This is a genomic window from Scandinavium goeteborgense (assembly GCF_003935895.2).
GTDB classification, from domain to species: domain Bacteria; phylum Pseudomonadota; class Gammaproteobacteria; order Enterobacterales; family Enterobacteriaceae; genus Scandinavium; species Scandinavium goeteborgense.
The window spans coordinates 4,442,383-4,464,973 of record NZ_CP054058.1; the positions used below are offsets into that span (position 1 = coordinate 4,442,383).

The 22,591-nt window shown below is 55.7% G+C and carries 18 protein-coding genes; 9 read left to right on the top strand and 9 right to left on the bottom strand.

Going from position 1 to position 22,591, the window contains the following annotated elements; all coding sequences use genetic code 11:
• The first annotated feature begins 21 nt into the window (after positions 1 to 21).
• Positions 22 to 2,673 carry a phosphoenolpyruvate carboxylase gene (gene ppc, locus A8O29_RS21990; RefSeq protein ID WP_159466053.1) on the top strand — a complete coding sequence of 884 codons (2,652 nt, stop codon included), beginning with the start codon at positions 22 to 24 and terminating at the stop codon, positions 2,671 to 2,673.
• Between the two features lie 98 nt (positions 2,674 to 2,771).
• Here ppc and katG read toward each other — a convergent pair whose 3' ends face one another.
• From katG to metB, 4 genes are all read right to left on the bottom strand, one after another.
• The gene (gene katG, locus A8O29_RS21995) at positions 2,772 to 4,952 is read right to left on the bottom strand and encodes a catalase/peroxidase HPI (RefSeq protein WP_174081418.1); all 2,181 of its coding nucleotides are present in this window, start codon (positions 4,950 to 4,952) and stop codon (positions 2,772 to 2,774) included.
• A 272-nt stretch (positions 4,953 to 5,224) separates the two neighbouring features.
• A complete protein-coding gene (gene metF / locus A8O29_RS22000; protein ID WP_110511850.1) occupies positions 5,225 to 6,115 on the bottom strand; it encodes a methylenetetrahydrofolate reductase in 891 nt (296 codons plus the stop codon).
• Positions 6,116 to 6,334: 219 nt separating this feature from the next.
• Positions 6,335 to 8,767, bottom strand: coding sequence for a bifunctional aspartate kinase/homoserine dehydrogenase II (locus A8O29_RS22005; protein WP_159466051.1), 2,433 nt, complete (start codon positions 8,765 to 8,767; stop codon positions 6,335 to 6,337).
• A 2-nt stretch (positions 8,768 to 8,769) separates the two neighbouring features.
• Positions 8,770 to 9,930 (bottom strand): cystathionine gamma-synthase, encoded by a 1,161-nt coding sequence (metB, locus tag A8O29_RS22010; protein WP_133462441.1) that lies wholly within the window; start codon positions 9,928 to 9,930, stop codon positions 8,770 to 8,772.
• 262 nt (positions 9,931 to 10,192) lie between these two features.
• On the opposite strand from metB, the gene metJ reads away from it, so the two are divergent.
• Complete coding sequence (metJ, locus tag A8O29_RS22015) at positions 10,193 to 10,510, top strand: met regulon transcriptional regulator MetJ (protein WP_072571323.1); 318 nt, start codon at positions 10,193 to 10,195, stop codon at positions 10,508 to 10,510.
• 48 nt (positions 10,511 to 10,558) lie between these two features.
• On the opposite strand, the gene rpmE is transcribed toward metJ, so the two are convergent.
• Entirely contained in the window at positions 10,559 to 10,771 is a 213-nt protein-coding gene (gene rpmE, locus A8O29_RS22020; RefSeq protein WP_110511854.1) for a 50S ribosomal protein L31, read from the bottom strand.
• 333 nt (positions 10,772 to 11,104) lie between these two features.
• Between rpmE and priA the strand changes: the two genes are divergently transcribed.
• The 7 genes from priA (at position 11,105) to rraA (ending at position 19,087) form a co-directional block, all read left to right on the top strand.
• Positions 11,105 to 13,303, top strand: coding sequence for a primosomal protein N' (gene priA, locus A8O29_RS22025; protein ID WP_174081419.1), 2,199 nt, complete (start codon positions 11,105 to 11,107; stop codon positions 13,301 to 13,303).
• A 150-nt stretch (positions 13,304 to 13,453) separates the two neighbouring features.
• The gene (cytR, locus tag A8O29_RS22030) at positions 13,454 to 14,482 is read left to right on the top strand and encodes a DNA-binding transcriptional regulator CytR (protein ID WP_110511856.1); all 1,029 of its coding nucleotides are present in this window, start codon (positions 13,454 to 13,456) and stop codon (positions 14,480 to 14,482) included.
• 93 nt (positions 14,483 to 14,575) lie between these two features.
• Positions 14,576 to 15,556: a cell division protein FtsN gene (ftsN, locus tag A8O29_RS22035; protein WP_174081420.1), complete on the top strand. Its 981-nt coding sequence runs from the start codon at positions 14,576 to 14,578 to the stop codon at positions 15,554 to 15,556.
• Positions 15,557 to 15,646: 90 nt separating this feature from the next.
• On the top strand, positions 15,647 to 16,177 hold the full coding sequence (hslV, locus tag A8O29_RS22040; RefSeq protein ID WP_110511858.1) for an ATP-dependent protease subunit HslV: 531 nt from the start codon (positions 15,647 to 15,649) through the stop codon (positions 16,175 to 16,177).
• 9 nt (positions 16,178 to 16,186) lie between these two features.
• A complete protein-coding gene (gene hslU, locus A8O29_RS22045; protein ID WP_110511859.1) occupies positions 16,187 to 17,521 on the top strand; it encodes an HslU--HslV peptidase ATPase subunit in 1,335 nt (444 codons plus the stop codon).
• 67 nt (positions 17,522 to 17,588) lie between these two features.
• Positions 17,589 to 18,509, top strand: coding sequence for a 1,4-dihydroxy-2-naphthoate polyprenyltransferase (menA, locus tag A8O29_RS22050; RefSeq protein WP_133462436.1), 921 nt, complete (start codon positions 17,589 to 17,591; stop codon positions 18,507 to 18,509).
• 92 nt (positions 18,510 to 18,601) lie between these two features.
• Positions 18,602 to 19,087 carry a ribonuclease E activity regulator RraA gene (gene rraA / locus A8O29_RS22055; protein WP_110511861.1) on the top strand — a complete coding sequence of 162 codons (486 nt, stop codon included), beginning with the start codon at positions 18,602 to 18,604 and terminating at the stop codon, positions 19,085 to 19,087.
• Positions 19,088 to 19,148: 61 nt separating this feature from the next.
• Here rraA and A8O29_RS22060 read toward each other — a convergent pair whose 3' ends face one another.
• The 4 genes from A8O29_RS22060 to cpxP form a co-directional block, all read right to left on the bottom strand.
• Complete coding sequence (locus A8O29_RS22060; RefSeq protein ID WP_246316634.1) at positions 19,149 to 19,652, bottom strand: DUF1993 domain-containing protein; 504 nt, start codon at positions 19,650 to 19,652, stop codon at positions 19,149 to 19,151.
• A gap of 185 nt (positions 19,653 to 19,837) precedes the next feature.
• The gene (pfkA, locus tag A8O29_RS22065) at positions 19,838 to 20,800 is read right to left on the bottom strand and encodes a 6-phosphofructokinase (RefSeq protein ID WP_110511863.1); all 963 of its coding nucleotides are present in this window, start codon (positions 20,798 to 20,800) and stop codon (positions 19,838 to 19,840) included.
• Positions 20,801 to 20,973: 173 nt separating this feature from the next.
• The gene (gene fieF, locus A8O29_RS22070) at positions 20,974 to 21,888 is read right to left on the bottom strand and encodes a CDF family cation-efflux transporter FieF (protein WP_133462434.1); all 915 of its coding nucleotides are present in this window, start codon (positions 21,886 to 21,888) and stop codon (positions 20,974 to 20,976) included.
• A gap of 136 nt (positions 21,889 to 22,024) precedes the next feature.
• Positions 22,025 to 22,531, bottom strand: coding sequence for a cell-envelope stress modulator CpxP (gene cpxP, locus A8O29_RS22075; RefSeq protein WP_159466044.1), 507 nt, complete (start codon positions 22,529 to 22,531; stop codon positions 22,025 to 22,027).
• Positions 22,532 to 22,591: the final 60 nt, after the last annotated feature.

Below are 22,591 nucleotides of genomic sequence, written 5' to 3' on the forward strand. Positions count from 1 at the left end.
TGAGATGGGGTGTCTGGGGTAATGAACGAACAATATTCCGCTTTGCGTAGTAATGTCAGTATGCTCGGTAAGGTGTTAGGGGAAACGATTAAAGATGCCCTTGGCGAGAACATTCTTGATCGCGTTGAAACCATTCGTAAGTTGTCAAAATCCTCCCGCGCGGGCAATGAAGCCAATCGCCAGGAGTTGCTCACCACGTTACAGAATCTCTCTAACGACGAGCTGCTGCCGGTCGCCCGTGCATTCAGCCAGTTTCTGAATCTGGCGAATACCGCCGAGCAATACCACAGCATTTCGCCGAAAGGCGAAGCGGCCAGCAATCCGGAAGTGATTGCCCGCACCCTGCGTAAACTCAAAGATCAACCGAACCTGAACGAAGCGATCATCAAAAAAGCGGTGGAAAACCTGTCGCTGGAACTGGTTCTTACCGCGCACCCGACGGAGATCACCCGCCGGACGCTGATCCACAAAATGGTCGAAGTGAATAGCTGCCTGAAGCAGCTGGATAACAAAGATATCGCCGACTACGAACAGCACCAGCTGATGCGCCGTCTGCGCCAGCTGATTGCGCAGTCCTGGCATACCGATGAAATTCGCAAGCATCGCCCAAGCCCGGTTGATGAAGCCAAATGGGGCTTTGCGGTCGTCGAAAATAGCCTGTGGGAAGGCGTGCCGAATTATCTGCGCGAACTGAATGAACAGCTGGAAGATAACCTCGGTTATCAGCTGCCGGTTGATTTCGTGCCTGTGCGCTTCACCTCGTGGATGGGCGGTGACCGTGACGGCAACCCGAACGTCACCTCCGACATCACCCGCACGGTGCTGCTGTTGGGTCGTTGGAAAGCGACCGATCTGTTCATGAAAGATGTGCAGTTGCTGATTTCCGAACTGTCGATGGTGGAATGCACCGACGAACTGCGGGAATACGTTGGCGAAGCCGGTGCAGCCGAACCTTACCGCTACCTGCTGAAAACCCTGCGTAGCCAGCTGATGGCGACCCAGGCCTGGCTGGAAGCGCGCCTGAAAGGCGAAAAACTGCCGAAACCTGCCGGTCTGCTGACTCAAAACGAGCAGTTGTGGGAGCCGCTGTACGCCTGCTATAAATCGTTGCAGGCTTGCGGTATGGGCATTATCGCCAACGGCGAACTGCTCGACACTCTGCGCCGCGTGAAGTGTTTTGGCGTGCCGCTGGTCCGTATCGACGTACGCCAGGAAAGTACCCGTCACACCGAAGCGCTGGGCGAACTGACCCGCTACCTCGGCATTGGCGATTACGAAAACTGGTCTGAAGCCGACAAACAGGCATTCCTGATCCGCGAACTGAATTCAAAACGTCCTCTGCTGCCGCGCCAGTGGGAGCCGAGCGAAGAAACCCGCGAAGTGCTCGACACCTGCAAAGTGATCGCCGAGGCACCGAAAGGCTCTGTTGCCGCGTACGTTATCTCGATGGCAAAAACGCCGTCCGACGTGCTGGCCGTTCACCTGCTGCTGAAAGAAGCCGGGATCGGCTTTGCGCTGCCGGTTGCACCGCTGTTTGAAACACTCGATGACCTCAACAATGCCAACGATGTCATGACGCAACTGCTGAACATCGACTGGTATCGCGGCTTCATCCAGGGCAAACAGATGGTCATGATTGGCTATTCCGACTCCGCAAAAGATGCGGGCGTGATGGCCGCTTCCTGGGCGCAGTATCAGGCGCAAGACGCGCTGATCAAAACCTGCGAAAAAGCCGGTATCGAACTGACACTGTTCCACGGTCGCGGCGGTTCTATCGGTCGCGGTGGTGCGCCAGCCCATGCGGCGCTGCTTTCTCAGCCGCCGGGCAGCCTGAAAGGCGGCCTGCGTGTCACCGAACAGGGCGAGATGATCCGCTTCAAGTACGGCCTGCCGGAAGTCACCATCAGCAGCCTGTCGCTGTACACCAGCGCGATTCTCGAAGCGAACCTGCTGCCGCCGCCGGAGCCAAAACCGGAATGGCGTCACATCATGGCGGAGCTGTCGGATATCTCCTGCGACATGTACCGCGGGTATGTGCGTGAAAATAAAGATTTTGTACCGTACTTCCGTTCTGCAACGCCAGAGCAGGAGCTGGGCAAACTGCCGCTGGGTTCACGTCCGGCAAAACGTCGTCCGACCGGCGGCGTAGAGTCTCTGCGCGCTATCCCGTGGATTTTCGCCTGGACGCAAAACCGCCTGATGCTGCCCGCCTGGCTGGGTGCCGGTGCAGCGCTGCAGAAAGTGGTGGAAGACGGTAAGCAGAGCGAACTGGAAACTATGTGCCGCGACTGGCCATTCTTCTCCACTCGCCTGGGCATGCTGGAAATGGTATTCGCTAAAGCTGACCTGTGGCTGGCGGAGTACTACGATCAGCGCCTGGTGAAGAAAGAGCTGTGGCCGCTGGGTGCCGAGCTGCGCAAGCTGCTGGAAGCTGACATCAAAGTGGTACTGGATATCGCCAACGATTCTCACCTGATGGCTGATTTGCCGTGGATTGCCGAGTCAATTCAGCTGCGTAACATCTACACCGACCCACTGAACGTTCTGCAGGCTGAGCTGCTGCACCGTTCGCGTCTGGCGGAAGAAGAAGGCAAAGAGCCAGATCCACGCGTGGAACAAGCGCTGATGGTGACCATCGCCGGCGTGGCGGCGGGTATGCGTAACACCGGTTAAGGTTGCGTCATCCAGGGCGGTGCAAACGAAGTGTGCCGCCGGGCAATACAAATAAAAATCCCCGCTTTTTAGCGGGGATTTTTTATTGCGACACAGAATTACAGCAAGTCGAAGCGATCCAGATTCATCACTTTCACCCATGCCGCCACGAAGTCTTTTACAAACTTCTCTTTGGCATCGCTGCTGGCATAGACTTCTGACAGCGCACGCAGCACAGCGTTAGATCCAAAGACCAGATCTGAACGCGTTGCGGTGTATTTCACTTCACCGCTCTGACGGCAGCGACCTTCGAACAGCTCGTTAGAGGCATCGGCGGCTTTCCACTCGTTGTTCATATCCAGCAGATTTGCGAAGAAATCGTTGCTGAGCACGCCCACGTTTTCAGTGAATACGCCGTGTTGACTGCCATCAAAGTTCGTACCGAGCACCCGGAGGCCACCCACCAGAGCGGTCATTTCCGGTGCGGTCAGCGTCAACTTCTGGGCTTTATCAATCAGCAGAGATTCGGTAGTCGCAGCATCCAGACGCGCACGGTAGTTACGGAAACCGTCAGCCGCAGGTTCCATCAGATTGAACATTTCAACGTCCGTCTGATCCTGACGCGCATCGACACGGCCAGGCACGAACGGTACGGTGACAGGCACGCCCGCCGCTTTGGCTGCTTGCTCAACGCCCACCACGCCTGCCAGCACGATGATATCGGCCAGTGACGCTTTATGTGCGGATTTATAAATGCCTTCCAGTACGGGCAGAACACGCGCCGCCGTGGCGTTCACGTCCCAATGACGCTGCGGATCCAGCGCCAGACGCGCGCCATTAGCGCCGCCGCGTTTATCACCACCGCGGAAGGTCGATGCAGATGCCCACGCCACCGACACCAGTTCGCTGACAGACAGCCCTGAAGCGGCAATATCCTCTTTCAGGCTCTCAATGTCATACGCTGATGGCTGGAAGAACGGATGCGGCAGCGGATCCTGCCAAATCAGATCTTCTTTCGGTACTTCTGGACCGATGTATCTCGCTTTCGGCCCCATATCGCGGTGAGTCAGTTTGAACCACGCCCGGGCAAAGGCTTCGTTAAACGCCTGCGGATCGTTGAGGAAACGACGGGAAATTTTTTCGAAATCCGGATCGAAACGCAGCGTCAGGTCAGTAACCAGCATCGTTGGCTTACGTTTTTTGGACGGATCGAACGGGTCAGGAATGAGGTCTGGCGCATCGGCGGCTTCGAACTGGATAGCACCAGCCGGGCTGCGCGTTTGTACCCACTCATATTTGAACAGGTTCTCGAAGAAGTAATTGCTCCATTGGGTCGGAGTCTGGGACCACACCACTTCCAGGCCAGAGGTAATGGCATCTGCGCCGACGCCGCTGGCATGGCTGCTGGCCCAACCCAGGCCCTGAGATTCAATGGATGCTGCTTCTGGATCGACACCGACATGGCTTGCTGACGCTGCACCATGGGTTTTACCCAAGGTATGACCACCGGCGATCAGCGCCACGGTTTCTTCGTCGTTCATGCCCATGTTGCCGAAGGTGGCACGAATCGCTGCGGCCGCAGAAAGCGGTTCACCGCTGGCGTTTGGCCCTTCCGGGTTCACGTAGATCAGTCCCATTTCGGTAGCGGCCAGCGGACGTTTCGCCAGGGCTTCCGGGTCACGGTGTTCCAGCCAGGCTTTTTCATCACCCCAGTTAACGTCGAGATCTGGTTCCCAAACGTCTTCACGCCCGGCACCAAAACCAAAGGTACGGAAGCCTGAGTTTTCCAGCGCGACGTTACCCGCGAGAATGAACAGGTCAGCCCAGGAAATTTTCTGGCCGTATTTCTGTTTGACAGGCCACAGCAGGCGGCGAGCTTTATCGAGGCTGACGTTATCCGGCCAGGAGTTCAGCGGCGCAAAGCGTTGCTGACCGCGTCCTGCACCGCCACGACCGTCGACGGAACGGTAAGTTCCGGCCCCGTGCCAGGCCATACGGATAAACAGGCCCGCGTAGTTGCCCCAGTCGGCTGGCCACCACGGCTGTGAATCGGTTAACAGTGCTTTGAGGTCGCCTTTCAGGGCGGAGTAGTCCAGCTTGCTGAATTCTTTGCGGTAATCGAAGTCTTCGCCCAACGGGTTCGAGCGGTTGGAGTGCTGATTGAGGAGATCTATCCGAAGTTGTTTTGGCCACCAGTCGCGTGTGCTGGTTCCGGCCCCTGCGCTTTCGTCATGGCCGCCCTGATGAAAAGGACACTTCCCTGCAGACAACGTATTGTGATCGTTTTCTTGATTGCTCATCTTCCTGTTCCCTTCAGTGTTTTAATACCAGGATATACAGCTCTGTAGATAAGTTATAGATGATAAAATCTACAGATTTGATAGTTGTTTCCTTCTGGCCATAAACAACATAACAAATGTTGTTTATAGAAATGTCGACGTGTCCGTAAACTTTCAACAATAACCATAGATTATGCAGGGAAGGCGGGGCGCTTAACTGTCGGCGTTTCGTCGTAATTGAGAGGGGAATTTTGCTGCAGAGAAGAAAAAAGCCCTCGTGAGAGGGCCATTGTTTATACCGCTGGACGTACACCGAGCGTGTGGCAGATGGCGTAGCTCATCTCGGCGCGGTTCAGGGTGTAGAAGTGGAAGTCTTTCACGCCTTCACGGCTCAGGATTTTCACCATGTCCATGGCGATATTGGCGCCGACCAGTTTGCGGGTTTCCGCGTCGTCATCCAGCCCTTCAAACATTTTCGCCATCCACGTCGGGATGCGCACGTTGGTCATATCGGCAAATTTCTTCGCCTGTTTGAAATTCGACACTGGCAGAATGCCCGGGATAATTTCTACGTCGATGCCGGTCGAGGCGCAGCGATCGCGGAATCGCAGGTAGCTTTCAACGTCGAAGAAGAACTGCGTGATCGCGCGGTTTGCCCCGGCGTCGACTTTACGTTTCAGGTTGAGCAAATCCGCCTGGGCGCTTTTCGCTTCCGGGTGCACTTCTGGGTACGCCGCGACAGAGATATCAAAGTCACCCACGTCTTTCAGCAGCGCGACCAAATCTGTGGCATACATATCCGGCTTGCCGCTGCCCGGCGGCAGGTCACCGCGCAAGGCGACGATATGACGAATGCCGTTATTCCAGTAGTCCTGAGCGATGGCGCGCAGCTCGTCACGCGTGGCGTCGATACAAGTCAAATGCGGTGCCGCTTCAAGCCCCGTGCGATCCTTGATGCCTTTAATGATGCTGTGCGTGCGGTCACGTTCGCCCGAGTTCGCGCCGTAGGTCACGGAGACAAACTTGGGTTTCAGGCTGCTCAGACGATCGATAGAGGCCCACAGGGTTTGCTCCATTTCACTGGTGCGCGGCGGGAAAAACTCAAAGGAAACATTAATCTGGCCCTGTACTTCTGCCAGGCTCTGATTCAGGGCTTCCCGCTGGTTGGCGTGAAAAAAGCTCATACCTTACCTCTTCAATCGCATGTCGTTATGTGTTGTTTTATGAGCATCTATACGTTTAGACGTCCAGATGTAAAAATGACGGAAAAGAGTGATGACGTCAACAGAAAAAACAGCAGAAAGAGTGAGGAATGTTCAGCGAAGGTGAAAATAATTCATGGGAGGGTGGAGAGCGGGTGTTATTTGATGCCCTCTCCCCATTGGGGAGAGGGCCGCTGGAGATTACAGCAGCTGCGCCAGACGGTTGATGTCTGACTGAATAGCCCCGGCCGTCACGTCACGACCGGCCCCAGGTCCGCGGATAACCAGCGGGTTATCACGATACCAGCGGCTTTCGATCGCAAAGACGTTATCGCACGGCAGCAGCGCCGCCAGCGGATGTTCAGGCCGCACGGCTTCAACGCCGACACGCGCTTTGCCGTTGGCATCGAAACGCGCCACATAGCGCAGCACAAGGCCCATTTCCTGCGCGGCTTCCAGACGCTGAATCATCTGTTCGTTCAGGTCTTCGCCGTTCTCAAAGAAGTGATCGATAGACCCTTCTTCGCAATGCGAGGGCACCAGCGATTCGACACGCACCTGGTCAGGTTCGATGTTGTAACCCGCTTCACGGGCGAGGATCACCAGCTTGCGCATGACATCTTTGCCGGACAAATCAACGCGCGGGTCGGGTTCAGTCAAGCCTTGCTGCCATGCCTGATCCACCAGCTCGGTGAACGGCACGGTGCCGTCGAACTGCAGGAACAGCCACGAAAGCGTGCCGGAGAAAATCCCGCTGATGGCCAGAATCGTGTCGCCGCTATCACGCAAGTCGCGAACGGTGAAGTTCACCGGCAGGCCTGCGCCAACGGTGGCGTTATACAGCCAGTGGCGACCCGTTTTTTCGAACGCGTCGTGGATTTGGCGGTATTTGTCGCTGGTGCTGGCCCCGGCGAGTTTGTTGGCGCTGATCACATGGAAACCGTGGCTGGCGAAATCCAGATACTGCTCGGCGAGCTGGGCGCTGGCGGTAACATCCAGGACCACCAAATCATCGTACGGATGCGCCCGCATCCACAGGAACAGCGATTCTTCGTCCTGCTCTACGGCTTCATCATTAAAGAATGCGAGCGCGCGGCTGGCGTCCAGGCCTTCGTAATTCAGCAGGCTGCGGCGGCTGTCGACCACGCCTGCCAGCACAAACTCAAATCCGGTACGCGCCGACAACGTGCTTTGCTCGCGGGCAAACAGCTCCAGCCAACGTGAACCGATATTGCCTTTGCCAAACAGCACCAGACCAATGCGTTTTTCAGCGCGAAACAGCGACTGGTGCAGGCCCTGAATCAGGCTTTCGGTCGGCCCGGTACGCAGAACCGCCACCAGGCTGATGCCTTCTTCCGACTGCCAGGTGAACTCCACCGGCTGGCCTTTCAGCTGTTGCCAGAAACGATGGCAGTGCAGCGGGTTACGGGTCACGCCCGCGCCGACCATGGCAATCAATGCCAGCCCCTGGCGTAAACGCAGCTCGCCCGGCAGGCCCGCTTCATCAAGCAGCTTCAGGGCGCTGTCCGCCACTTCGGCGGTATAGCAGAACTGCAGCAGATGACGGTCGGGATGCACGCCCACCGCCAGCGGGCGCACATGCGCGCGCTTGAAAATGAGGTCGATTTCTTTGTGTGCCAGCTTAAAGTCCTGGCTGGACGGGACCTGGAATTCAATCAGGCAAACGTCATCATGACTGGTGACGATGCGCGCCCCGGTTCCGGAAGCAAGCACGCGTTCGATGCGGGTTGAACCCTGATCCGGGGTGTAGCTGCAGCGCAGCTGCAAATCGATATCGCTGCCGGAGACGGGTTGCAGCGTACGGGCGTGAAGCACCGGAGCCGCCAGACGCGCCAGTTCACTGGCTTCGTCGAGTCGCAGCAGCGGCAGCAGACACGCATCTTTCACTTTACGCGGGTCGGCGCTGTACACGCCTGCCACGTCGCTCCAGATGGTGACGCGAGACACGCCCGCCAGCGCACCAATTTGCGTTGCCGAGTAGTCAGAACCGTTACGGCCCAGTAGCACCGTACCGCCTTCAGTATCGCGGCTGATAAACCCGGTCACCACCAGACGTTTGTTTGGATGCTGCGCCAGCAGTTGCTGAAGCAGTGGGAAAGAGAGGCCTTCATCGACCTGTGGTTGAGCGCCGCGCTCGGCACGCAGAAATGCACGTGCGTCGAGCCATGCGGCGTCCAGACCTTGTTGTTGCAAAACGGCAGCCATCAACCGTGCGGACCACACTTCGCCGTGGCCCACGACTTCGGCGTAAACCACGTCATTGATACCGCCGTCGAGGAGCGTGGCCAGACGTTCAAGATCGTGAATAAATTCAGCGATCATGCTGTCGGCCACCTCGGCAGGCAGCAGCCCGGTCACCAGTTCAATCTGATAACGGCGCAGCGCCTGCTGAACCTGATGCGCAGAAAGTCTGTCAGTCTGGCTGAGTTTCAGCCAGCTGATCAGCTGGTTAGTGGTGCTGCCAGCGGCGGAAACGACCATCATGTCTTCTGGCTGCGAGTGCTCAGCCATAATCCCTGCCACGCGCAGGTAACATTTCACATCCGCCAGACTACTCCCACCAAACTTATGCAGTTGACGAGCCTTCGTCCCTGCCTGCGCTATCACACTCATGTTTACCCCTCGTTTGCTGCCCGGAACCCATTTTCCAGGTCGGCAATTAAATCTTCACTGTCTTCAATACCGGTCGAAATACGCAGCAGCGTTTCTGAAATCCCTGCCGCCGCGCGTGCTTCTGGCGCCATGCCCGCGTGGGTCATGGTTGCTGCGTGAGAAATCAAACTTTCCACGCCGCCTAACGATTCTGCCAATGTGAACAACTCCAGGCCACCCAGGAAACGGCGCAGGGTGTTTTCGTCGCCGTCCAGTTCAAAACTGAGCATTGCGCCGAAGCCTTTCTGCTGACGAGCCGCGATTTCATGGCCCTGGTTTTCCGGCAGAGAAGGATGATACAGCTTTTTCACCAGCGGTTGCTGCTTCAGGAACTCAACAATTGCCGTGGCGTTGCGCTGGGCCACTTCCATACGCGGAGAAAGCGTACGCAGGCCGCGCAGCAGCAGGTAGCTGTCAAATGCTCCGCCGGTGACGCCGATGTTATTCGCCCACCATGCCAGCTCAGTGACGGTTTCCTGATCTTTGGCAATCACCACGCCCGCGACCACATCAGAGTGGCCGTTGAGGTATTTGGTGCAGGAATGCAGAACCAGATCGGCGCCCAGCGCCAGCGGGTTTTGCAACGCCGGGCTGAGGAAGGTGTTATCCACCACGCTCACGGCCCCGGCTTCACGCGCCAGCTCGCAGATTTTCGCAATATCCACGACGCGCAACAACGGATTACTTGGGCTTTCGACCAGAACCAGCTTCGGTTTTTCCGCCAGCGCGGCTTTGAGCGCCTGCTCGTTATTCTGATCGACAAACAGCACACGATAACAGCCGCGTTTCGCCAGGCTGTCGAACAAACGGTAGCTGCCGCCGTAACAGTCATGTGGCGCCACCAGCAGATCGCCCGGCTTCAGGTAAACGGTGGTGACCAGAAGAATGGCGGACATGCCGGTGTTCGTCAGAACAGCACCCGCGCCGCCTTCCAGTTCTGCCAGCGCACGCTGCACGACATCACGCGTCGGGTTACCGCGACGGGAATAGTCATGGGCACGTGGTTCGTTAAATCCGGTGAAATTATACGTACTGGAGAGGTGGATCGGGGGGACAACGCAGCCATATTGCTCGTCATCATTTAACCCGCTACGCACTGCGATAGTGGCTTGTTTACGCGTCATGGTGAATCGTTCCTGGCTTCATCGGTGAAAAGTCAGGTCTCAGAGTAACCACTGTCACAATAGACGTCAATACATCTGGACATCTAAACTTCTTTGCGTATAGATTGAGCAATCGGGAAATAGCCGTTAAAATTATATGCATTAGCGCACATACACAGAGGCTTTGCTGGTGTCATGGTCACACCTCTCAGGTAAACTGTGCGGGATTATGGTCCGGGCGCGTGCCCTGGCCCTTTATTAATGATTAGAGGATGAGAGTCTCATGGCTGAATGGAGCGGCGAATATATCAGCCCCTACGCTGAGCACGGTAAGAAGAGCGAACAAGTTAAAAAAATTACGGTGTCCATTCCTCTGAAGGTTTTGAAAATCCTTACCGATGAACGTACCCGTCGCCAGGTGAACAACCTGCGCCACGCCACCAACAGCGAGCTGCTGTGTGAAGCGTTTTTACATGCGTTTACCGGTCAACCGCTGCCAAACGATGAAGATCTGCGCAAAGAGCGTAGTGATGAAATTCCGGAAGCTGCGAAGATTATTATGCGTGAACTGGGGATCGACCCGGATACGTGGGAATACTGATTTTCAGATACAAAAAAGGCGCCTTTCGGCGCCTTTTTCTCGGGTAGCTTATTTAGCGCCCGGGATGCTGAAACGCTTGTTGAAGCGGTCAACACGGCCACCGGTAGCAACGTCACGCTGCTTGCCAGTGTAGAACGGGTGGCATTTGCCGCACACGTCCAGGTTCAGATCGTGACCAACGGTAGAACGGATGGTCATTACGTTACCGCAAGAACAGTTTGCAGTAATTTCTGCGTAATTTGGGTGAATACCTTTTTTCATGGGAAACCTCAGTAAAGGCCACGCCGCTCTTCCAGCCCTAACGCCAGACACCGCGTGAAGTTAATAGTATAGGTCTTTTTGGTACGACATTATGTGCACCAAAGGCGGCGAATCATACAGAATATAACCAGGGGTTGCAATCTGATCCACACCTCTCCTTAGTGTAATGTGTATATACTCGTCATCCTTCAAGCTGCATGTGCGTTGGCTGCTCCCGCTCACCCCAGTCACTTACTAAAGTAAGCTCCAGGGGACTCTCGGGTTTGCCGCCTTCCTGCAACTCGAATGATTTAGAGTATACTAACGCGCTCCTTTTCAAGTCAGGAAGATTCGATGCCCGTCGCACACGTTGCCCTGCCCGTTCCGCTTCCCCGTACCTTTGACTATGTGCTGCCAGATGGCATTAGCGCTCAGGCCGGGTGTCGCGTCCGCGTGCCATTTGGCAAACAGCAAGAACGCGTGGGGATTGTGGTCTCGGTCAGCGACGACAGCGAACTGCCGCTCAAGGATTTGAAAAGCGTCATTGAAGTGCTGGATGACGACCCCGTTTACTCGCCTGCCGTCTGGCGCATGCTGCAGTGGGCCGCAGACTATTATCACCACCCGATTGGCGATGTGCTGTTTCACGCGCTGCCGATTCTGCTGCGTCAGGGGAAACCTGCCAGCGCCGCGCCGCTGTGGTACTGGTATGCGACGGAACAGGGCCAGGCGGTGGATATTCACACGCTTAAGCGCTCCGCCAAACAACAGCAGGCGCTGGCCGCGCTGCGTCAGGGCAAAATCTGGCGCCATCAGGTTGCCGATTTAGAATTCAACGACGCCGCCCTACAGGGCCTGCGTAAAAAAGGCTATAGCGATCTGGCGAGCGAAGCGCCTGCGATTTCCGACTGGCGCCATGGCTATGCGGTTACCGGCGAGCGTCTGCGCCTGAACACCGAGCAGGCCACCGCCGTCGGGGCCATTCACAGCGCGTCGGACAAATTTTCCGCCTGGCTGTTGGCGGGCGTTACCGGCTCCGGCAAAACCGAAGTCTATCTGAGCGTGCTGGAAAACGTGCTGGCACAGGGGAAACAGGCGCTGGTGATGGTGCCCGAAATCGGCCTCACGCCGCAGACGATTGCCCGCTTTCGTGAACGTTTTAACGCCCCGGTCGAAGTGCTGCACTCCGCCCTCAACGACAGCGAACGTCTGTCGGCCTGGCTGAAAGCGAAAAATGGCGAAGCCGGGATTGTGATTGGCACCCGCTCTTCCTTATTTACGCCGTTCAAAAATCTCGGCGTGATCGTCATCGACGAAGAGCACGATAGCTCCTACAAGCAGCAGGAAGGCTGGCGCTATCACGCTCGTGATCTGGCAGTGTGGCGCGCCCATAATGAGCAAATTCCGATTATCCTCGGCTCCGCGACGCCCGCTCTGGAAACGTTGCACAACGTTCGCCAGGGAAAATATCACCAGCTTAAACTGACCAAACGCGCCGGGAACGCACGTCCCGCGACTCAGCACGTGCTGGATTTAAAAAGCCAACAGTTGCAGGCCGGGCTTTCTCCAGCGTTAATCAGCCGGATGCGTCAGCATTTACAGGCCGATAATCAGGTCATTTTATTCCTCAACCGTCGCGGTTATGCGCCGACGCTGCTGTGTCATGAATGCGGCTGGATAGCGGAATGCCCGCGCTGCGACAGCTATTACACGCTGCATCAGACCCATCGCCACCTGCGCTGCCACCATTGCGATAGCCAGCGCCCCCTTCCGCGTCAATGCCCTTCGTGCGGATCGACGCATCTGGTGCCGGTGGGGTTAGGGACTGAACAGCTTGAGGACGTGCTGGCGCCGATGTTTGCCAACGTCCCGATTTCGCGTATCGACCGCGACACCACCAGCCGCAAAGGCGCGCTGGAACAATACCTGGCGGAGGTGCATCGCGGCGGGGCGCGCATTCTGATCGGCACCCAGATGCTGGCCAAAGGTCACCACTTCCCGGATGTCACCCTCGTGGCGCTGCTTGATGTCGATGGCGCGCTGTTCTCGGCTGATTTCCGTTCCGCCGAGCGTTTCGCTCAGTTGTACACTCAGGTTTCTGGCCGTGCGGGCCGGGCCGGGAAACAGGGCGAAGTGATTCTGCAAACTCATCACCCGGAACATCCGCTGCTGCAAACCCTGCTACATCAGGGCTATGACGCGTTTGCTCAGCAGGCGCTGGCGGAGCGTCAAACGCTCCAGTTGCCGCCGTGGACCAGCCATGTGCTGATCCGCGCGGAAGATCACAATAATCAGGAAGCACCGCTGTTTCTGCAGCAGCTGCGCAATTTACTTCAGGCCAGCCCGCTGGCGGATGACAAACTGTGGCTACTCGGCCCGGTGCCTGCTCTCGCGCCAAAACGCGGCGGCCGCTGGCGCTGGCAGATTGTGCTGCAACACCCATCACGCCTGCGTTTACAGCATATCGTCAGTGGGGCGATGGCGCTGATCAACACCCTTCCTGCCTCACGTAAAGTGAAATGGGTGCTGGACGTTGACCCGATCGAAGGCTAACCCCTTGCGCTGCGAGGCAGATCGAAAAATTCAGCTTCCGTCACAATTTTCATGAAATTTCTGTAACTCCCCTGACTTACTCTCTGATAAAAAAGAGACTGTTGTCAGAGACAGTGGAAGTCTCTGCCCCCGTCAGCGAGGAGAACCCAGGTGAAGTCCAAAAAAGAGGTTGTTTCGGCAACCATGAAGGATGTGGCTCAGAAAGCGAATGTCTCAACGGCAACCGTTTCTCGGGCATTGATGAACCCCGACAAAGTGTCGCAGTCCACGCGTAATAAAGTGGAGCAGGCCGCGCTGGAAGTGGGATATTTCCCACAAGCTCTGGGCCGGAACATGAAGCGCAACGAGTCGAGAACCATTCTGGTGATTGTGCCGGACATCTGCGATCCTTTCTTTAGTGAAATCATCCGGGGTATCGAAATTACCGCTGCTGAGCAGGGGTATCTGGTGCTGATTGGCGACTGCGCTCATCAGAATCAGCAGGAAAAAACCTTTATCGATCTCATCATCACCAAACAAATCGACGGCATGCTGCTGCTGGGTTCGCGCCTGCCGTTCGACGCCAGCATTGAAGAGCAACGGAATTTGCCACCAATGGTCATGGCCAATGAGTTTGCACCTGAACTCGAACTGCCGACGGTTCACATCGACAACCTCACCGCATCCTTTAACGCCGTTAATTTCCTGCACGAACTCGGGCATCAGCGCATCGGCTGCATCGCCGGGCCAGAAGAAATGCCGCTGTGCCACTATCGTTTGCAGGGCTACGTGCAGGCGCTGCGCCGCAGTGGGATTACCGTCGATCCGCACTACATCGCTCGCGGTAACTTTACCTTCGAAGCCGGGGCGACCGCGCTGGAACAGCTGCTCGCACTGCCGCAGCCGCCGACGGCCATCTTCTGTCACAGCGATATTATGGCGCTAGGCGCGCTGTCGCTGGCTAAACGCCGCGGCCTGAAAGTACCGGACGATCTGTCGATTATTGGCTTCGATAACATTTCCCTGTCTGAATTTTGCGACCCGCCGCTGACCACCGTTTCTCAACCGCGTTTTGATATCGGGCGTGAAGCCATGCTGTTATTACTCGATCAGCTTAGCGGTCAAAATGTCAGCAGCGGTTCCCGCCTGCTCGACTGTGAACTGGTGATTCGCGGTAGTACCACAAAAAATAAGCCTTAAACTAAACGGCTTTCAGACTAGCGCTTCTGGTCAAAGCCCCGCCGCTTAAGTAACATGGCGGGCTGATGAACGAATAAATACAGCGAAACGACAGTGGCACAACGAGATTATGTAAGCCGCAGCAAACCTGCTGCTTCGCGGCGAAAAAAGAGTCCAACAAGGAACTCACGGAAAAAGCAAACGAGCTTTCCTGCTGTTTCACCAACCATGGTCGCCATTGCCGCAGCCGTGCTGGTTGCCTTTATCGGTGGTCTGTACTTCATTACCCATCACAAGAAAGAAGAAGCCGATGCCATGCAGGGCCGCCAGGCCACGGGTAATGGTTTACCGCCGAAGCCGGAAGAACGCTGGCGCTACATTAAAGAACTGGAAAGCCGCCAGCCTGGCGTGCGTGCGCCAACGGAGCCGTCTGCGGGTGGCGAAGTAAAAAATGCCAATCAGCTGACCGACGAACAGCGCCAGCTGCTAGCGCAAATGCAGGCCGATATGCGCCAGCAGCCGACGCAGCTGACGGAAGTGCCGTGGAACGAGCAAACGCCTGAGCAGCGCCAGCAAACGCTTCAGCGCCAACGACTTCAGCAGCAGGTGCAGCAACAGCAGCAGTGGTCACAGACGCAGCCGGTGCAGGCCCCGCGCACGCAGTCTCGCCCAGTGGAACAGCAGCAAACGCGTACGGTTCAGAGCCAGCCGGCTACACAACCGCGCCAGACGCAGCAGAAACAAACCACACAGCAGCCGTATCAGGACCTGATGCAAACCCCGACGCATACCACGGCCAGCCAGCCGAAAGCACAGCAGGCTGCACCGGTGACGCGTGAGCCAGAACCGGCCAAACAGACCGCAGACGATCGCCGTTGGATAATCCAGTGCGGTTCGTTTAAAGGTGCCGATCAGGCAGAAACGGTTCGTGCCCAGCTGGCCTTTGAAGGATTTGACTCACGCATTACCACCAATAACGGCTGGAATCGCGTGGTGATTGGCCCTGTGAAAGGCAAAGATAATGCCGATGGCACCATCTCCCGCCTGAAGGTTGCCGGACACGCAAACTGCATTCGTATCGCCTCCAGGGGTTGAAACCCCTAAAATCCCCCCCATCTATTAATGCATTCTGCCCCGCATAACGTGCGGGGCCTGTATTCTGCTTTACACCCAGGGGGTCCTCTCGTGACAACAATAGTAAGTGTTCGCCGTAACGGTCATGTCGTTATCGCTGGTGATGGTCAAGCCACGCTGGGCAATACCGTCATGAAAGGCAACGTGAAAAAAGTACGCCGTCTGTATAACGACAAAGTGATCGCAGGTTTCGCTGGCGGCACTGCGGACGCCTTCACGCTGTTTGAACTGTTCGAACGTAAACTGGAAATGCATCAGGGACATCTGGTCAAAGCCGCGGTTGAACTCGCCAAAGACTGGCGTACCGACCGCATGCTGCGCAAGCTCGAAGCGCTGCTGGCCGTTGCAGACGAAAACGCATCGCTTATCATCACCGGCAACGGCGATGTGGTGCAGCCTGAAAACGATTTGATTGCCATTGGCTCCGGCGGCCCGTATGCCCAGGCCGCAGCCCGTGCGCTGCTGGAAAATACCGAGCTGAGCGCTCGTGACATTGCGGAAAAAGCGTTGGGGATTGCAGGCGATATCTGCATCTACACCAACCACTTCCACACCATTGAAGAATTACCTTCTAAAGCGTAAGGATCTCCTATGTCTGAAATGACCCCACGCGAGATTGTCAGCGAACTCGACAAACACATCATTGGCCAGGACGCGGCAAAGCGTTCTGTGGCTATCGCCCTGCGTAACCGCTGGCGCCGTATGCAGCTCGACGAAGAGCTGCGTCACGAAGTGACCCCAAAAAACATTCTGATGATCGGCCCAACCGGCGTCGGTAAAACCGAAATTGCCCGTCGTCTGGCGAAACTCGCCAACGCACCGTTCATCAAAGTCGAAGCCACTAAGTTCACCGAAGTGGGCTATGTCGGTAAAGAAGTTGACTCTATCATCCGCGATCTGACCGATGCTGCCGTGAAAATGGTGCGCATGCAGTCGATTGACAAAAACCGCTATCGTGCCGAAGAAATGGCGGAAGAGCGCATTCTCGACGTGCTGATCCCACCGGCGAAAAACAACTGGGGCCAGTCCGAAGAGCCGCAGGAGCCGTCTGCTGCGCGTCAGGCATTCCGCAAAAAACTGCGTGAAGGCCAGCTCGACGACAAAGAAATTGAAATCGATCTCGCCGCGGCACCGATGGGCGTTGAAATCATGGCGCCTCCTGGCATGGAAGAGATGACCAGCCAGCTGCAGTCTATGTTCCAGAACCTGGGCGGCCAGAAACAGAAGCCGCGTAAGGTGAAAATCAAAGACGCGATGAAGCTGCTGATTGAAGAAGAAGCCGCGAAGCTGGTGAACCCGGAAGAGCTGAAGCAAGACGCGATCGACGCCGTTGAACAGCACGGGATCGTCTTCATCGATGAAATCGATAAAATCTGTAAGCGCGGCGGAAATTCCTCCGGCCCGGATGTTTCTCGTGAAGGCGTTCAGCGCGACCTGCTGCCGCTGGTTGAAGGCTGCACCGTCTCGACCAAACACGGGATGGTGAAAACCGACCACATTCTGTTTATCGCTTCCGGCGCCTTCCAGGTCGCCAGCCCGTCAGATTTGATCCCGGAATTGCAGGGTCGTCTGCCGATTCGCGTTGAGCTGAAAGCCCTGACCACTCACGACTTCGAACGCATTCTGACTGAACCAAACGCGTCCGTGACCGTGCAGTACAAAGCGCTGATGGGCACTGAAGGCGTCAATATCGACTTCACCGACGACGGCATCAAACGTATCGCTGAAGCCGCATGGCAGGTGAACGAAACGACCGAAAACATCGGCGCGCGCCGCCTGCACACCGTGCTGGAACGCCTGATGGAAGATATCTCCTATGACGCCAGCGAACGTCATGGTGAGTCTTTCACTATCGATGCGGAATATGTCAGTAAGCATCTCGATGCGTTAGTGGCAGATGAAGATCTGAGCCGTTTTATCCTATAATCCCGGTAAATGCATTTTCATCACTGTTGATGGGGGCTTGGCCCCCATTTTTTATTGGCTAAAAACTATGACTGATATCAGCCGTACTCAGGCCTGGCTGGAAAGCCTGCGTCCGAAAACATTACCGTTGGCCTTCGCGGCCATTGTTGTCGGGACCGCACTGGCCTGGTGGCAAGGACACTTCAACCCGCTCGTCGCCATTCTGGCGCTGGTGACCGCTGGTTTGTTACAAATCCTCTCCAATCTGGCGAACGACTATGGCGATGCGGTAAAAGGCAGCGACAAGCCGGACCGCATCGGGCCGCTGCGCGGGATGCAAAAAGGGGTCATCACCCAGGAACAGATGAAGCGCGCGCTGATGGTCACGGTGGGCCTGATTTGCCTGTCCGGCATCGCCCTGCTCATGGCTTCGTATCAGACGATAGAAGATTTTATTGGCTTCATGGTGCTGGGCGGCGTGTCGATTATTGCGGCCATCACCTATACCGTGGGCACACGCCCTTACGGCTATATCGGCCTGGGTGATATTTCGGTACTGATCTTCTTCGGCTGGCTTAGCGTGATGGGCAGCTGGTACCTTCAGGCGCATACCCTGGAAGCGGTGACGTTCCTGCCTGCAACGGCCTGTGGCCTGCTGGCCACCGCGGTGCTCAATATCAATAACCTGCGCGATATCGACAGCGATCGTGAGAACGGTAAAAACACGCTGGCCGTGCGACTGGGCCCGGTAAATGCCCGCCGTTATCACACCGGTTTGCTGATGGGCGCGCTGCTGTGCCTGGCGTTGTTTAACCTGATGGCGCTGCACAGCCCGTGGGGTTGGCTGTTCATTCTGGCCGCGCCACTGCTGATTAAACAGGCACGTTTCGTTTATACGCACCGTTCTCCGGCAGATATGCCCCCAATGCTCGAACGCACGGTAAAAGGCGCGCTTCTGACTAACCTGTTGTTTGTGGTTGGGATTGTGCTGAGTCGTCTGTTTACGTAACTGACAAATATCAATTAACAATTGATGATTTTGCCAACAATGCGAATAGCACGATATACTGAAAACTCACGTAGCAACTGAACGTTAAGCCTATGAAATACGATACATCCGAGCTTTGCGACATCTACCAGGAAGATGTCAATGTCGTTGAACCGCTGTTCTCCAACTTTGGTGGACGGTCGTCGTTTGGTGGACAAATTATTACGGTGAAATGTTTCGAGGATAACGGGTTGCTGTACGATATGCTCGAACAGAACGGTCGTGGCCGCATCCTGTTAGTGGATGGTGGCGGCTCCGTACGTCGTGCGCTGATTGACGCCGATCTTGCGCGTCTGGCGGTGCAAAACGAATGGGAAGGCATGGTGGTCTACGGCGCGGTGCGTCAGGTAGACGACCTGGAAGAGCTGGACATTGGCATTCAGGCCATGGCCGCGATTCCAGTCGGTGCTGCGGGTGAAGGCGTTGGCGAAAGCGACGTTCGCGTCAATTTCGGCGGTGTGACCTTCTTCTCCGGCGACCATCTCTATGCCGACAACACCGGTATCATTCTGTCGGAAGACGCCCTCGACATCGAGTAAACGCCTTCCCGCATAAAAAAAGCCTTCTCTCTGAGAAGGCTTTTTCGTTTTATCAGTATCGTTACTGAATCTTACCTAAAAAATCTACCTTACCCAGCGGAACACCGGCCTGACGTTGGATGGCGTAAGCCGTCGTTGAGTGGAAATAGAAGTTCGGCATCGCGAACTGGAAGACGTAGCTGCTGGCAGTGAAGTGCAGCTGATGTTCACGCGCCTGAACCATGATCGGACGCGCATCGTCGCCGTCCAGCTGCGAATCCGGCACGCTCTTCAGAAAGGCCACGGTGGCAGCAATGCGCTCATGCAGCTGTGCGAAGGTGCTTTCGTTATCTTCCATCGCGGGCGCTTCGACATTCGCCAGACGCGCAATCGCACGCTTCGCCATATCGCACGTGACCTGCACTTGACGCTTCAGCGGGAACATATCTTCCGCCAGTTTCGCCTCCAGCAATGCTGATTCATCAGTACCCTGCTCTTTCGCCCAGGCCGCGCTCTTTTCCAGAACCGCGCTCAAACTGACCAGCCCGTGAATAAACTGTGCTTTGGTTTCGCTATACAGTGACATTGTCAATTTCCTCAAGGATTACAAAACGGTAGGGTTTTTACTGGATTACGTATCCCATCGAGAGTAAACCCAGCCCTCCTCAAAGAGAAGCGCTTAATGTGCTGGGAAGACAGAGATCAGAAGCAAAAAAAATCCGTAACCCTTGAGGGCTACGGATCCTGATTTCACGAACATTCGGGAGGCGATTAGTAGAGCTTTTTCGCGCAGTCCAGCAGTTCGGTTTTGAATGGACGCTTCATGTTTTCGATAGCATCGATGATGTCATGGTGAACCAGTTTCTCGTTCTGGATACCGACACAACGACCGCCGAAGCCTTCCAGCAGCAGATCAATCGCATACGCGCCCATGCGGGAAGCGAGGATACGGTCGTAAGGCACCGGGGAACCGCCGCGCTGAATGTGACCGAGGACGGTCGCACGGGTTTCGCGTTTGGTTTCGGTTTCGATGTATTTCGCCAGCTCGTCGATATCACACATGTGTTCGGTGATGGCGACAATCGCGTGTTTCTTACCTTTGGCGATACCGGCTTTAATTTCATTCACCAGGTCGTCGCGGCTAAATTCCACTTCCGGAACCACAACAAACTCACAGCCACCGGCAATGGCTGCTGCCAGGGTCAGATCGCCACAGTAGCGGCCCATCACTTCAACGATGGAGATACGCTGGTGTGAGGAAGAGGTGTCGCGCAGACGGTCAATCGCTTCAACCACAGTGCCCAGCGCGGTGAAGTAACCGATGGTGTAGTCGGTGCCTTTGATGTCGTTATCGATGGTGCCCGGCAGGCCGATGCATGGGAAGCCCATTTCGGTCAGACGCTTCGCACCCATATAGGAGCCGTCACCGCCGATAACCACTAACGCGTCGAGGCCGCGTTTTTTCATGTTTTCGATAGCAACTTCACGGACGTGCTCTTCGCGGAATTCCGGGAAGCGCGCAGAACCGAGGAAGGTGCCGCCGCGGTTAATCATGTCAGATACGCTGTAACGGTCGAGCTGGACCATGCGATCTTCATACAGACCGAGGTAGCCGTCATAGATACCAAAAATTTCCAGACCTTCTGAAAGCGCCGCACGCACAACACCACGGATGGCTGCGTTCATGCCCGGGGCATCACCGCCGCTTGTCAACACACCGATTTTCTTAATCATGACTACCTCTGAACTTAGGAATGCTAAAAATTATTCTGTTGCCCGAAGCGCCCCCGCAATAAGGGAGAGATCGACTATATGGAAATAGTATATCAGTCGCATCGTGCTGAATTGATTCAGGTCAGGCCAATCGGCGGTAATTTAGACAAAAAATGCCGATCCGGCCCACATTTTTACAACGAATTACGAATGTCTAAAAAGCCCTGTCGCCCCAAAGGGACAACCGAGCACGGATCCTGATGAATAATGACATCAGAACCCGGAAAGCGAAGCAATAACGCCTGCTCAACCTGTTCAGCCACTAAATGCGCCTGAACCAACGGCAGGTTATCTTCCATTTCCAAATGAATCTGAATAAAGCGGGTCGGCCCTGACTGCCGCGTACGAAGGTCATGCGCACCGCTGACGCCAGGCCAGGCGCTCACGATGTTAATGATATCTTGACGTTCTTCATCGGGGAGCGCTCTGTCCAGTAGCGACTGTACGGCTTCATGCCCCATGCGTATTGCACAATATAAAATATAGATGCCAATTCCCAATGCAAACAATGCATCGGCGCGGTGCCAGCCGTACCACGACAGCGCAAGCGCCACCAGAATGGCTCCGTTCATCATAACATCAGACTGATAATGAAGCATATCGGCGCGCACTGCCTGGCTTTGCGTCTTACGTACCACCCAGCGCTGGAAGGTCACCAGAATCATTGTGCTGATGAGCGCGATGACCGTCACCACCATCCCGACGCCTGGTTCGCGCATCGGTTCAGGAGTGATGACATGCTGAATACCGGTCAAAAATAGGAACAGCGCCGAGCCGGAAATAAACATACTCTGCGCCAGCGCCGCGAGAGATTCCGCCTTGCCGTGACCAAAAGTATGCTCTTCATCGGCAGGCTGCAGCGAATAGCGCACCACCAACAGGTTAGTCAGCGAGGCGGCGATATCCACCAACGAATCCACCAGCGCCGCCAGAATACTGACGGACCCGGTGTACCACCACGCAAAAATCTTGATCAAAAGTAATGCCGAAGCCATTACCGTTGCGGCAATCGCCGCCCGGTTGACCAGACGGCCATAGGTTTGATTCATAAACACTCCCACTCTCTTCTGCGGGTAGTATAGCGGAATGTGAATAAGGTCAGTTGCCGGAAAAAAGGCAAAAAAAAACCCCACATCATGTGGGGGAAGACAGGGATGGTGTCTATGGCAAGGAAAACAGGGTTTGTTACTGGTTACTACGGGTATTGCTACTGCTACTAAACAGCGTCGACTTCGAGCCTTGCTGCATCTGTGCAACCTCCCGCAACTGATCCATTCGTTGCTGGTGTCGTTCATTTAAAATCGCTTGCTGCTCCGGCGTTAACAGGCGAAACATCTGGTTGCGAACCCGGGCCATTTCGACCTGGCGGACAACCTGCTCCTGCGCCATTTTCTCTGCCTGTGCCTGCACAGCGATTTCATCAAATTTATCTGCGGTGACAAGCTTATGCATTGTCTCCATTTCGCTAACATTAACAGGGGGCTGCTGTCGCCGAGCCTGTTGCATCAGATCACGCATCTGTTGACGCTGATATTCGGTTAAACTTATGCCGTCAAACATATGGCCCTGATGACTGCTCTGCGTCGGCCCGTCATTTGAGGTCCAGTTAACGCTGGTGACGACTTCAGCAGCCTGGCTATTCGCACTTAGCGCCAGCGTTGAGGCCATGACGGCAGCGATAACATTGCGCATCAATTGCTCCCAAGTACTTTTGTTTCGCGATTCAACGAGAGACAGTCTACGATTCAGGCT

Coding starts and splice junctions, on each gene's coding strand:
- cpxP (WP_159466044.1), bottom strand. CDS start 22,531: ATGCGCAATGTTATCGCTGCCGTCATGGCCTCAACGCTGGCGCTAAGT.
- rpmE (WP_110511854.1), bottom strand. CDS start 10,771: ATGAAAAAAGGTATTCACCCAAATTACGCAGAAATTACTGCAAACTGT.
- priA (WP_174081419.1), top strand. CDS start 11,105: ATGCCCGTCGCACACGTTGCCCTGCCCGTTCCGCTTCCCCGTACCTTT.
- hslU (WP_110511859.1), top strand. CDS start 16,187: ATGTCTGAAATGACCCCACGCGAGATTGTCAGCGAACTCGACAAACAC.
- menA (WP_133462436.1), top strand. CDS start 17,589: ATGACTGATATCAGCCGTACTCAGGCCTGGCTGGAAAGCCTGCGTCCG.
- A8O29_RS22060 (WP_246316634.1), bottom strand. CDS start 19,652: ATGTCACTGTATAGCGAAACCAAAGCACAGTTTATTCACGGGCTGGTC.
- metB (WP_133462441.1), bottom strand. CDS start 9,930: ATGACGCGTAAACAAGCCACTATCGCAGTGCGTAGCGGGTTAAATGAT.
- pfkA (WP_110511863.1), bottom strand. CDS start 20,800: ATGATTAAGAAAATCGGTGTGTTGACAAGCGGCGGTGATGCCCCGGGC.
- katG (WP_174081418.1), bottom strand. CDS start 4,952: ATGAGCAATCAAGAAAACGATCACAATACGTTGTCTGCAGGGAAGTGT.
- rraA (WP_110511861.1), top strand. CDS start 18,602: ATGAAATACGATACATCCGAGCTTTGCGACATCTACCAGGAAGATGTC.
- metF (WP_110511850.1), bottom strand. CDS start 6,115: ATGAGCTTTTTTCACGCCAACCAGCGGGAAGCCCTGAATCAGAGCCTG.
- metJ (WP_072571323.1), top strand. CDS start 10,193: ATGGCTGAATGGAGCGGCGAATATATCAGCCCCTACGCTGAGCACGGT.
- fieF (WP_133462434.1), bottom strand. CDS start 21,888: ATGAATCAAACCTATGGCCGTCTGGTCAACCGGGCGGCGATTGCCGCA.
- ppc (WP_159466053.1), top strand. CDS start 22: ATGAACGAACAATATTCCGCTTTGCGTAGTAATGTCAGTATGCTCGGT.
- A8O29_RS22005 (WP_159466051.1), bottom strand. CDS start 8,767: ATGAGTGTGATAGCGCAGGCAGGGACGAAGGCTCGTCAACTGCATAAG.